Source organism: Vibrio sp. Y20_XG_PY13 (genome assembly GCF_024181925.1).
GTDB lineage: Bacteria > Pseudomonadota > Gammaproteobacteria > Enterobacterales > Vibrionaceae > Vibrio > Vibrio parahaemolyticus.
This window is the reverse complement of record NZ_JAMZAL010000005.1, coordinates 236,441-249,551: the sequence shown is the minus strand read 5'-3', so window position 1 is coordinate 249,551 and position 13,111 is coordinate 236,441. Positions and strand designations below refer to the sequence as shown.

Annotated in this window: 8 protein-coding genes; all 8 read right to left on the bottom strand. The window is 45.8% G+C overall.

What is annotated here, in order from left to right:
• Nucleotides 1–891, bottom strand: a complete 891-nt coding sequence (locus tag NL646_RS14235) for an N-acetylglucosamine kinase (protein ID WP_023584006.1) — start codon at nucleotides 889–891, stop codon at nucleotides 1–3.
• A 2-nt stretch (nucleotides 892–893) separates the two neighbouring features.
• Nucleotides 894–2,633 carry a glycoside hydrolase family 9 protein gene (locus tag NL646_RS14230; protein WP_253664349.1) on the bottom strand — a complete coding sequence of 580 codons (1,740 nt, stop codon included), beginning with the start codon at nucleotides 2,631–2,633 and terminating at the stop codon, nucleotides 894–896.
• Nucleotides 2,634–2,696: 63 nt separating this feature from the next.
• A complete protein-coding gene (locus NL646_RS14225; protein WP_005461254.1) occupies nucleotides 2,697–3,692 on the bottom strand; it encodes an ABC transporter ATP-binding protein in 996 nt (331 codons plus the stop codon).
• 47 nt (nucleotides 3,693–3,739) lie between these two features.
• Nucleotides 3,740–4,723: an ABC transporter ATP-binding protein gene (locus tag NL646_RS14220; RefSeq protein ID WP_005461267.1), complete on the bottom strand. Its 984-nt coding sequence runs from the start codon at nucleotides 4,721–4,723 to the stop codon at nucleotides 3,740–3,742.
• 2 nt (nucleotides 4,724–4,725) lie between these two features.
• Nucleotides 4,726–5,751 carry an ABC transporter permease gene (locus NL646_RS14215; protein ID WP_005461261.1) on the bottom strand — a complete coding sequence of 342 codons (1,026 nt, stop codon included), beginning with the start codon at nucleotides 5,749–5,751 and terminating at the stop codon, nucleotides 4,726–4,728.
• Between the two features lie 2 nt (nucleotides 5,752–5,753).
• On the bottom strand, nucleotides 5,754–6,740 hold the full coding sequence (locus NL646_RS14210; RefSeq protein WP_005461259.1) for an ABC transporter permease: 987 nt from the start codon (nucleotides 6,738–6,740) through the stop codon (nucleotides 5,754–5,756).
• A 170-nt stretch (nucleotides 6,741–6,910) separates the two neighbouring features.
• Nucleotides 6,911–8,593, bottom strand: a complete 1,683-nt coding sequence (locus tag NL646_RS14205; RefSeq protein ID WP_005461274.1) for an ABC transporter substrate-binding protein — start codon at nucleotides 8,591–8,593, stop codon at nucleotides 6,911–6,913.
• Nucleotides 8,594–9,501: 908 nt separating this feature from the next.
• Nucleotides 9,502–12,888, bottom strand: coding sequence for a response regulator (locus tag NL646_RS14200; protein ID WP_253664348.1), 3,387 nt, complete (start codon nucleotides 12,886–12,888; stop codon nucleotides 9,502–9,504).
• Nucleotides 12,889–13,111: the final 223 nt, after the last annotated feature.

Sequence of the window (13,111 nt, the reverse complement as noted above, 5' to 3'; positions counted from 1 at the left end):
CTACGCCGCACTGAGCGAGTAAAGGTTATGTTCAGGTTTACCTGCAAACATAATTGCGCCTTCAATCGCGTCAAACTGTGGCTCAACAACCCATTGCTGAACTGGTGGCGAAAGCCAACGTAAAATACGTTCAGCAATGCTGCCCATTAAACAAATACGCGTTGCGCCGCGCTTGTTTAATGCCACGAGAAACATTTCTATATCAGCTGCAGTTTGCTTCAGCATCTCAATTGCTAGTGCATCACCTTGTTCTGCATGTTGGAAAATCGCAGGAGAAAACTGGCCATAATCACGAGGAAGCGCTTGTTTAGACCAAGCCACCACGTTATCAACGTCATTTTCGAAATGCGCCATGACGTGTTGTGCTAGAGGCGTTTTCTCCCTGATGCCATCTTCTGCTAACAAAACTTGTTGAACTAGGCGAAGCCCCATCACTGCGCCGCCACCTTGATCCGAAATAGGGAATTCGCGACCACCGACAACGTGCTGCTCCAATCCTTTAAGGTAGATGCCACAAGAGCCCGTTCCTGCGATCATGATTGCGCCATCTTCGCCATTGTGTGCACCAACGCACGCGCCGTAAGCATCAGTATTAAGAGTCATACTGGCAAACGGATGAGGAAGAGACATAAAGGCTTGCCAAGATGCTTTGTGCTCAGCACCAGCAAGGGCTAAGCCGACATGCATCGATGCGAAATCTTGTTGTGTCAGACCGCCTTGCTCGGCAGCCGAAGTGATGGATTCAAGAATCGAAGCCATTGCAATTTCAGCACCTAGCATGATGTTGGCGCTGCCGCTTTTGGCCTCGCCAAGAAAATTACCTTGTGAATCTTTAATCCTGGCTCGACATGACGTGCCGCCACCATCGATACCAACAAAATACATCCCCATGATTATTGTTCCTTAATATTTTTAGAGGTTGCCAACTGAGAAATATGCTGAGCTTGACTCATTATCGCGAGTAAGTACCAAGCGCCATGCGGGATCCATTGTTCGCCCCAGCGCCAGTTTTGTAGCATGTCGTCTTTTTGTGCTGGTGGGTTAAATGCGATGTCTTCCTCGTCTTCAAAGCCGCCAGTGATTCCGTTACATACACCGCCTTTAGCGTTGAAGAAACCATATTGAGGAAGGTAATCAGGGTTGTTACGACCGTGGCCATCAAGCATGCACATGTCGTACGGGTTTAAGCCTACAATCCAGTTCAATGCATCTTGAGCAAACACGGAAAGTTGTTGCTGTATTTCTTGCGATGCTATATGCGGTTGAGCAAGGTATGCCATGGTCGCGAGTGAGCCCAATCGAGCATTCTCGCCTTGCCACCAATAGCCGGATTCATTGTTGTGTGCGACAAAAAATGCATCGCGTTTTGACTCATTTACGCCTTTAACATACTGGCGAGGGTAACCGAATGGGTTGGTCACTTTATTCGATATTTTGATCTCAAACTCACACGCTTGGTTAACGATGCGTTTTACCGATTCTGTCTGTACGGAGTCGTCTTCAATTGCTAGGTATTCGCATAGGGCAATAACTGGTAGACCTGCTTCGGCAGCGTGAAAGTATGGACGACTGCCGTCTTGGTTTGCTGACCAAAAGTGTTGAATCAGCTCGTCGCTCATTTGGCGGGCAACTAAGCGTTGTGCCCACAAACGGCTCTCTTCCAAGTAGCGAGTTTCTTTGGTGGCTTTAAACAGTTCTACACTAGCTAGTAGCGCACAGTATTCGTCGATAATGTTTTCTTCACCATCATTGAGGTACTGCGTATTGTGCTCTTTTAAGTGCCAGTAACCATTTTCAGCAGCGTTGCGGTATTTTTGTTGATCGTATTCGCCGTGAACACCTAAACGCGACGCCGCGGCCAGCGCTGCGATGGTTACACCGCCACCTTGTCGAAAGCCTGCTTGGTAGTCGTCAAATTTGTGACCAAGTTGCGTTTCGTAGGCACAAATTTCTCGTTGCGCGGTATCTTTGCTCCACTTATCAAAGACCGTCATGTAGAAGAAGCCTTTTTCGTTTTGCATACGAACAAGGAAGTCTGCACCGAACAGGGCTTCTTCAATAAGACGTGTACGTGTGAAGGCTGCAATGTCTTCGCTTCCTTCAAGCAATGAAAGCCCTTTTAGGATGTTCCAAATCACCATTGGAGTTTGTTGAGGGTTCAAATAATTAGCGTATGAAAGATGACTTAAGTACTTACTAACGTCTCCAGATGCGTCGTACCAGCCACCGTGAACATCAACTGTTTGATTGGCGTTGAGCACTGGCACTTGTCGATCTTGTTGATCGAAAACCCCACCGCAACGTTGTGATTTGAAGTAGTGGATCACATCTGACAGGGTTTGATTTAACAGAATATGTTCGCCAACAGTGAAATAAGAAGAACGCGAATCTTCCACTTGCAGGAAATAGTCGCCTGAATCTGTGAAAGATGAAAAGTCGATGAGGTAGAAATAGCCCTGATGCCAGTTCGCCACTTTACCTTGTTCTTCAACCGCAAAAGTTGCCACTGTTTGCTCGCTAGTGGCACAAATCAATTGAGCAGTGTAAGAAGACAAGTGTGGTTGTTCGGTCTGGATAATGGCTTTTTTGGGGCCCAGACGTTCATAACCAATGTGGTTAGTCAGTAGCAGCATTCAATGTCTCCGGGAAACGATAAAAACAGGAATGGGCCAGGCTGAACCTGACCCTCGTCATGATTAATCTTCAAATAAGTAACAGCGGACAAAGTGGTTGTCGGACAGTTGAGTTACGCCCGGTAGTCGTTCGCGACATTTGTCGGTAGCGTGTACACAACGTCCTGCAAATGGACAGCCGACAGATTCTGGTGTCCAAAGTGGGATTTCCCCTTTGTTGCCTTTCAGCTTCTCGTGAATAGACTTCGATGGATCTGGAACCGCAGATACCAACAGTTGAGTATATGGGTGTTGAGGATCGTGAATGATTTCTTCAGTATCGCCCCATTCAACCATGTGACCTACGTACATGACCGCGAGATCTTCAGCTATGTAACGCGCTGTTGCGATGTCGTGAGTGATGTAAAGCAGAGACATTTGTTTCTCGAACTTCATCTCTTCCATCAAGTTCAGAACTCCGGCACGGATTGATACATCGAGCATCGATGTTGGCTCATCCGCCAATACCACTTCTGCACCTACTGCGATGTTACGAGCTAGGTTTACACGTTGACGCTGGCCGCCAGATAGCTGGTGCGGGAACTTTTGCGCCGTTTCTTTTGGTGGAATAAGACCAACTTGTTCAAGTAGGTCGTACACACGCTCTTCCAGTTCTTTCTTGTTGCCCGGTGCTACTTTCTTATGAATCAGCAGCGGGCGCGCAATATGGTGGAAGATATTGTGCGTTGGGTTTAGCGAGCCAAATGGGTCTTGCCACACCATTTGTACGCCTTCACGATACGCCATCAAGTCTTGTCTTGAGGTGATGTCTTGAATATCACGCCCTTTGTACTCAATGATGCCGTCAGTAGGTGCGTACATTTTTGCAATCATTTTAGCGGTGGTCGATTTACCTGAACCAGATTCGCCCACTACTGACAAACCGCGGCTTTTGTACATTTTGAAAGATACGTCGTTGATAGCACGCATCTTTGACTGCTTGATTGAGTTACTGTTTAACGGGAAGTCCTTAACGACGTTTTTACCCTCAACCAGCAGTTCGCCGAGTTGTTTGCTCATAATTCTCTCCAGTGTAATTTTGTTCTTAGCTAGCGTGACTTCTGGTTTTAAACCTTGGCTTGAGCAATCGTATCGCCGTACAAGTGGCAGTTTGAATAACGACCAGGTTCAATTTGACGCAGCTGAGTCGGTACTCGTGTACAAGCTTCGTGGACTCGGTCACAGCGAGCTTGGAAGCGGCAGCCTTGAGGAATCTCTAATAGGTTCAAAGGGTTGCCTGGAATACCAGTCAATTTGGTCTTAGGACCAGTTAGTGGAGGGAAAGAGCTACCCAAACCTTTGGTGTAAGGGTGGTAAGGACTTTCCAGAATTTGTTTCGAAGGTGCGACTTCAATCAATTCACCTGAATACATGATGCCTATACGGTCAGAAAACTCGACCATCAGCGACAAGTCATGAGTAATGAACAGAATTGAGAAGCCAAACTCTTCTTTAAGCGCGTAAATCTTTTGCAGAATTTCACGTTGGACCACCACGTCTAGTGCCGTAGTTGGTTCATCCATGATGATCATCTTCGGATTCAGAGCCAGAGCAATAGCGATAACCAAACGCTGACGCATACCACCAGAGAACTGGTGAGGGTAATCGCTCAAGCGGCTAGGGTGAATATCAACAATTTCCAATAGGCCTTCAGCGCGAACTCTTGCTTGAGCTCGAGTGAGTCCTGTGTGGCGCATGATTACGTCACAGAACTGTTCTTCCATAGTGAGAACTGGGTTCAGCGCGTTCATCGCACTTTGGAATACCATCGACATTTCACTCCAACGGAATGATTGCATGCGTTGATCACTGTATTGGAGGATGTCTTCGCCATTGAAGATAACTTCACCTCCTGTGATAAACGCTGGCGGCTTATGTAAGCGCATGAGCGAGAAAGCAACGGTTGATTTACCACAGCCTGATTCACCAGCCAGACCAAAGACTTCGCCCGGTGCAATATCAAAGCTTACGTTGTTACAGGCGCGGACATCGCCCGCATCTGTAATGTAGTCTACGCATAGGTTACGGATAGAAATTAGTGGTGCAGTCATGATTATTTATCTCCGCTCCATAGTGCATTTTGCGGTGCCAATTCAGGCTCACGCTCTTTCTTGTCTTTTGCTGCTAGTTTTTTCCAGCGTTTCATGCCTTTGTGAGAACGAAGCTGAGGGTTCGCAATTTCGTCAACGGCAAAGTTCAACAGAGCAAGACCAGTAACCAGTAGTGTTAGTGCAATACAAGGTGCGAGTACTTCCCACCATGCGCCAATCAACATTGCTGAAGATGTTTGTACGTTGTACAGCATGATGCCCCAGCTGATGGTGTTTGCGTCGCCAAGACCCAAGAACGAGATAACGGCTTCGGTGTTGATTGCCAGCATTACTGAACCGATGAAGCTTGCACCTACGATAGGAATTAGGTTTGGCAGAATTTCAACGAAGATGATGCGGAATGGAGATTCACCCAAAACTTCGGCTGCTTTAACGAACTCTTTCTCACGCAGTGCCATGGTTTGCGAGCGAACAACACGAGCGCCCCAAGCCCAGGAAGTACCTGCAATAATTAAGGCAATGGTGAGAGGACCTGCCTCGCCAATGAATGCCGCCAATACAAACAGTAATGGATATTGAGGAATTACCAGCATGATGTTCATTGCTGCACTCAATACGTCATCCACTTTACCGCCGAAGTAACCTGCCGAGATACCAATGACCGTAGCTAGGAAACACACGATGATGCCTGCACCAAAGCCTACCCCTAGTGATACGCGAGCACCGTAAGCCACTTGTGACCAGATGTCGCGGCCCATACGGCTAGTACCTAATACGTGATCTGCTTTTTTAGACATAATCAGCGTGCGACGATCGTCTGCTAGGTTCTTAGCCACCCATCCATCAGGGTTACTTTGCGCTTGTTTCACAACAAAGCTTGGGTACTCATGAGGGTTACCAGTACGCTTGTCTGGTGCGTGTTTTGTAATTAATGGTGCTGCCACTGCAACGAAGATGAAGATCGTGATAATGGCTAAACCAATACGTGCGAACGAGTTGCCTAAAATCAGTTTGAATAAGTTTTTCATGATTATTTGCCTCCCTTGCGTAGGCGAGGGTCTAGAATCATGTACAGCATGTCAGCCATTAAGTTGAAGCACAGCATGAACATCGTCATGATAATTAGCTGACCTTGAAGTACTTGGTAGTCACGAGCGTGGATAGCGTTCAGTAGAACAGTACCTAGGCCTGGGTAGTTAAAGATCATTTCGATAATCAACTGACCACCGATAGCCATACCTAGAGACATTGAAAGTGCAGTCACACTTGGAAGTAAAGCGTTACGAGCGGCGTAGTTAAATACCACACGGTTTTCGCTTAGACCCTTACCTTTAGCCATAGTGATGTAGTCTTCAGCTAGAAGGTTGATCATGTTGTTACGCATGTTTACTAGGAAGCCACCGATTTGAACAATCGTTGCACAAAATAGAGGCAGTACCGCGTGGTAACCAACGTCTTTAATGAATGCCCAGCTTGACCAATCTGGCACGGTGCCTGGTGTATAAGCGTAGCCAGATGGGAACCATTTCAAGCCAATTGAAAAGGTAAACAGCGCTAGCATTGCGATAACCATTTGTGGGATAGCTTGGATGATCAGTGTGCCTGGTGTTACGAAGGCATCGTAACGACTACCACGTTTCCAAGCGGCGAAGATGCCAAGAACTGATGCGATTGAGAAAGAAAGTACAACCGCTGTACCAGCTAGGAACAGAGACCAGCCAAATGCACTGCCAAGTAGAGAGTTTACTGAAAGCGGATAGAACTGAATTGAAGTACCTAGCTCCCAGCTTAGAATGTTTTTAATGTAGGACAGGTATTGGATGTAAATAGGACCATCAACGAAACCTAGCAATTCTTTCATTGCTGCGATTCGCTCTGGCGTTACCTGTACTGAAGCGTTTGCAAACATCATGGTAACTGGGTCACCAGGCATTGCTCGCGGAATAATAAAGTTTAACGTCGCCGCAACTAAGAGCGCGACAAGATAGAACGACAAACGTCTTAAAAAATAACCCATAACTCACACCTTACTCACCCAGATTTTTTCCCTGTTTCTGGTTTCAGGTCGCCCCTAGCGAAATTTAGAGCGAAAAATCCCCTGACGACGAGCGCCACATATTGGTTTCGTTATTAGGGGATTTTTATAGGCGGCACACGGGATGTGTGCCGCGAGAAATGAACTTCTACTTATTTAACTGGTTTTAGGTCCAGTACGTGAAGTAGACGCTCTGGGATACCAGCCCAAATGTTTGGACGGCCCTTAGGATTTTCTTCGTTCCACCAACCTGTGAAGCGAGTTGTGTTGTATTGGTACATGTAAGCGCCAGACAACACAGGGATAGTAACTTGATCCTGAGCGATGATTTGCTGGATACCATGAGCGATTTCTAGCTGCTCTTGCTTATCAGCTGTTTTGTAGAAGCTGTTAAGTAGGCTGTCTAGCTTGTCGTTCTTGTAGAAGTGCATCGCGAAACGAGGCATACCATCGCCAGATTGTAGCTTCGAGTTGTAACCGCTATCCCAGTACAAGTGTGGATCTGCACCGTGGAAGTAGTTGGTGTAAGCAACGTCGTAAGTACCTTCTAGCATTGCTTGGTTGTACACAGAGAAGTCTGGAGTACGAGCACGTGCTTTAATACCAACTTCAGCTAGTTGCTCAACCGCTAGTTGTACTGTGTTGTTGAAGTCCGTCCAACCGTTTGGCGATTGAATTAGAAGCTCAAAAGACTTACCTGATGGTGTGTCTACGAAGCCATCTTTGTTCACGTCTTTGAAGCCAGCTTTCGCTAGAAGTTTCTTAGCACCTTCAACGTTGTACGTGTTGTAGCCTTTGTACTTGTTGTGAGTTGCTTCGTCAGACCAAGCTTCGAATGCGTAGCCAAGGCCAGATGCGAAGTCGTTCACTGTACCGCCTCCGTAGAATGCGATGTCGATGATAGTTTGACGGTCAAGCGCCATAGAGAACGCGCGACGGAAGTCAACGTTTGTTAGTGCTTCGTTCTTAGCCGCGTCTGGGTTTTTGAAGTTCACAACGAACGCTTGAGTACCTGCTGGCGGGTACCAGTAGTGGTGGTTCGGGCTTGCTGCTGCGTAAGTACGGTCAATGTCAGGAACGAATGAAGAAGTCCAGTCCATCTCGCCGTTAACAATCTTACCTAGGAATTGGTCGTTGTTTGCGATTTGAGGTACACGTAGACAGTCAACATCTAGGTTGTCAGCATCCCAGTAGTTCGGGTTTTGACATTGGATGTACAATTGTGGAGTGAACGTATCGATCACTGTGAATGGACCTGAACCTACAGGATTTTCGTTAGTAAACGTTGCTGGATCTTTCACTTTGCTCCATACGTGCTTAGGTACAACTGGTACTTTAGCAATTTCGTAAGGAACGTTAGAGTTTGCTTCGCTTAGACGGAATTTAACTTGGTAGTCGTTAACTTTCTCAACACCAGTAACCCAAGAGTTGATGCCTGACTGGTCTAGCTCAGGTTTTTCTTTTACTAGGTTGAAAGAGTAAACAACGTCGTCAGCAGTGAATGCTTGACCATCAGACCATTTCACGCCTTTACGAATATCGAAAGTTACGCTCATTAGGTCGTCAGCCATTTTGAAGTTTTCAGCTAGACGGAATACCGGAGTGTTACCGTGCATTTCGTTGAAAACAACTAGTGGCTCGTAGATGAAGTCGGTTGTTGTGTGCAAGTTAGTTGCACCCAAGAAAGGGTTAAAGTTACGAACGAAAGTTGTAAACTCTTTAGGGTGGATAGTCAGTTCACTGCGTTCAGCCGCAGTAGCTACCGATGCAAAACCTGTAGTAGCTGTTGCAATAATTGCTGTTGCTAGTGCTGTTTTTTTAATATTGGCAAGCATAGCTGTTCCTTACTATTTGCTTTCATTTCACTAAATGGAATTGAATGTCATCAATTGATAAACACTCTCCAAGACCTACCTCTTCGTTTTTCGTTACTTACGCTTTTCACATTAAGTCTCGTTAAGAGTGGCCTGTAGGCCTTAGGCAGGAGTAAGAAAACACCTTATCCATAAAATAATCAAACTCGATTCCCGTTAAAAACGTTAAAAACACACCCGTCCACGTCATAAACGTCATTTTGTTTGCTTTTAGCTCGTTCTTGGTTGAAAAATGAACATTGATATGTGTCGCAGTTTATATCCGTGTTTTGTTTGTGTGTTAGTGGATGCTAACGTTGGGGTTTGAGTATTTAAAGGGTTCTTTCTGTCTATCTAAGGTTCGGAGATCTAGCTCACATGCGCTGAAAGCGTTAATTAATCAGGTGAAATTTAATCTGCCGTTCTGTTGTGATTGACTTCGCAATCTCTGTCAATTGTTGGTCAATTTCCGTTTGGAATATGAAAAATCGTCTTTTTTACCAGCGAAATTAAGGGGGTGATTATGCTTTTTTTACAAGAAAAATGAAGTCTAATTTCCCATTTATCAAAGAAGAATGGCGGATTGATAAATAGTGCAATACAACACTTTTTAACTACGGTGTTTTTTCGTTTAAAGAAGAGGAGAGTTACGTCGAAGCTGCTAGGAAATGAGCTCAATTAAGAAGAGTGCTTGAGGCCGTCGCTAAGATTAATGGTGTTTGTGAAAATGTCAGCTCGTACTAGTTCGTTGAGTGCATAGGAGCATACATTCACCGTTTACATGTCATGCATTTTGTTTTTTGAGAGGGGAGAGTGCGTACCACCCATAGGTAGAAAATAATAGGTATAAAAAGCCCCGCATTGAGCGAGGCTTGTATTTTATGAGAGGTTTAGCTAGTGAGCAGTCTTTGCAATTTATCGCGCTGTGCTTCGATGTAAGCACGTTCAGGGCTCTGTTCTTTACAGTGTTCAAGAATAAACTCAATCGAACTCAGAACCGTTCTCCAGCGCGGTGTTTTAGGCAGAGTTTCGATACGCATGTATTTATCGAGCGTTCGGGTTTGCAGTGTGCTTCGGTCGAGGTAGACGCGCCACAGCCCACTTTGTTCGGCAAACGCAAATTTACTTTCACCCGTAACAGACTCCCAATAGTCCAATGCATGCGTCATGGCATCGACCAACACTTCACGCATCAAATCTTGCTTATCTTTTTTGTTGCCCAAAGCCTTATCAGCCAAACGAGTAAACTCTCCGCCAAGCTCTTTGAGTTTCTGCAACTGGTCTCTATCACCATCGAATGCATAACTTGAGAGTACTTCTACCGCAGTTTCTAGGTTATGAATACGCGCGGCGTTAGCTCCACCACCGACATTAAAGATGTACATCACATCTAAGCCGGAGCCTTCTGGCAGTTTTAGAATGTCGGCTTCAATGTTTTGACGAATATCCTCAATGTAGATATCAATCTTGCCGCAATAATGAGGCTGCTTCACCGTCAAATATTTTGGTGCGATCAGTTCGTCAGCTGACGAGCGTTTAAGTTGCTCTAAACTGCGTTTGAATAGCTTACAAGCCGCTTCGTTGGCAAAACGAATACGCTGATCTTCTCGCAGACAAATAATAGCTTCCGGAGCAGATTCTAGCTGTTCTAACAAACGACCTTGAGTTTCAAGAAGGCTTGCTTCGACGACAGCACGCTGTCTAAGCTCTGACTCCAGCACTTTGTTTTCCATATGGCGCATTTCCGCTTTACTTGCTGTTAAATGCGCTTGGATACGTGCCGCCAACTCTTGTTTGTTGAATGGCTTCGATAAGTAGTCATTCGCGCCTGCTTCAAAGCCTCTCACACGGTCTTCTGTTTGGCTGAGAGCGGTGAGCATAATGATAGGTAGCTCAGCATGATCATAGGTTTCACGTAGTTCACTACATACTTGGTAGCCGCTCATGCCGGGCATCATAATGTCGAGTAACAGCAGTTCTGGCTTTTCTTGTTCAACCAGCGCCAGCGTTTCTGGGCCATCTGAAACGGTACGAACGCGGTATCCTTCTAGGCGCAAGAAGCTTTCCAGTACTCGCAAGTTAACTGGTTCATCATCTGCGACGTAAAGCAGTGGGCCATCAGGGTTCTCTGGTAGCGATAAGTCGTCGCCATTTTCCAAATTACTCTCAGGAATTTGAAAGTGCCCGCGCGCCACCAAGGTTTGAGTTGCTTGGATTTCTTCTTCGCTGGCCAATGGCAGTGTGAAACTAAACGTGGTGCCGACCATCGGCTGACTGCTCACGTAAAGTGAACCGCCCATCAACTCAATCAGTTGGCGGCTAATCGATAGTCCCAGTCCCGCACCTTGACGATAGCGACTTGCATCTTGACCAGCTTGAATTAAAGGCTCAAAAATATGCTCAAGATGTTCTGCTGGAATCCCCTGACCAGTATCGACCACTTGCACGCGGACGTGATCGTCGACAATGGTAGCGGAAATGACGATCTTACCTTCTGAGGTGTATTTAATGGCATTGCCAATCAAGTTATACAGCACTTGTTCGAGGCGTTGAGGATCGGCCGAAACGGCTTTAAGGTCGGCTGGTACTTGGTTGATGATGCGAATGGTCTTATTGCCTAGCAGGTGATTAGAAAGCTCAAGCACCAAGCGTGTTGCACTAGCTAAGCTTACTGCTGATTTTTGTATATCCATGCTGCCATAGCGCATTTTGTGGTAATCCAATAAATCGTCTACGAGGTTAGCTAAGCGTTGACCACTTTTGATAATGATATCAAGTTGGTATTTTTGACTGGCGGGAATGACTCCATTTGCTCCTGACACAAGGGTTTCTGCTATCCCAACCATGCCATGTAGCGGTGTACGCAATTCGTGCGAGGTTGTTGCGAGGAACTCATCTTTCAGTTTATCAGCCAGTTGCAACTCATCATTTTGCTTTTGAATCAGCTTGATGTTGCTTTCAAGTTCTTCGTTTTGCTGTTTAATGGTTTGGATTTTTTCTCGAATCGAGCGCTGCATACGTTCGAAGCTGATAGCCAAGCGACCGATTTCATCTTTACGTTCGGTATTGAATGTCGTTTCGTCGAGGTCGCCAGCGGATACTTTCTCCGCTGCCCAAGTCAGTTTCAGCAGTGGTGATGTAATGAAGTTGGACAAATAATGCGATGCAATCACCACAAGAATGATCGCGATTAGCATGGCGATAACGAAGAGCTTTTCCAGTTGATGAATGCGTGAAAACGCCTCTTTTTCTGGAAGTTGAACCACGAGCGCCCATGTAATGCCGCGTGTTTGAATTGGGGCAAATGCAGCGATAATTTCTTCGCCAAGTCCATTGGTGTAGGTGCCAACGTCGGTTTGTCCCGCTAAAGCTTTATCGATGACTTCAAGACTGTTTTGAATACTGTCTTGCTTGGTATTAATCGTACGTGGTTGCTGATCGCTGCCGACCAGTAGAGTGTTGATGGACGATTCACGGTTTTTATCTGCGATCAGCTTGGTAATGCCGTTGTTTGGTAAACGGAACATAGCATAGCTGTGCAAATAGCCTTGCTGAACGATAGGTGCACCAAGCCAAGCGACTTGTCGACCATGTTCCAGTTCAAAATCAGAAATAATGACGGGCGTATAATCTTCATTCACTTTGCGGCGTTCGTTGACGTCATCAGCTAGACGTTTAAAGGTTTTACCTAATGCCGAGTCTTTGTAGCGCCCCGTTAGTAGGTTAGTACCGTAGTTGTCGTCTTTGTTGATGGAGTAAGTCACGTTGCCGTTAATATCGACCAGCAAAATATCATTAAAATCTGAGCGTTTGAGTAGCTCCAGATATGCCCAGTGATAACGTTTGTGGAGTAAGCGATAACGTTCACTGCCGACATAATTTGAGGACTCCGGCAAAATCGATGTTTTGATTTGGTCACCGCTGCCTTCGATATAACGTTGCTGAGCATTTTCACGTGCTTCTTCAATATCATTGCCTAAACGGCTAAATGCATTGACGAGGCCGTAAAAACGACCACCACTGGCATACGCGAGCTCAGAGCGTACAAATCCCATGACTTCGGTTTCTTGCGCTTCGAAGTAGTCGAGGATCTGTTGTTGTTTGGTATCACGAACAGAAAGCAGATGTGAAGTGCTCTGTTCTTGCAGATCTTTACTATGGGATTGCAGGAAAAAAATCGCAGTGATGGTAAGAGGCGTAATGCTGAGGACAAGAAACGCAGTCATCAGCGTACTCTGAAGGCGCTTAAATTTCTGTTTTTTGTAGAATTTAAACATGGATAAGATTACAACTCGTAAAGGGCTCGCACGGGTTGAAGGTGCTCGCCTAGGTTCTCGTTAAAAACGGATAAGAAGTTAAATTCGATAGAATTAACAAAATTAACGAGTTTTTTTTCTTTGACAAGAAAGTTAGTTGCAAAGCGTGCAGAGTCACGCAGTTTTTCTTACAAATGGGGCGATTTTAGGAAAGAAGCGCGCAGGTTCTTGCCTGCGCGGCTCA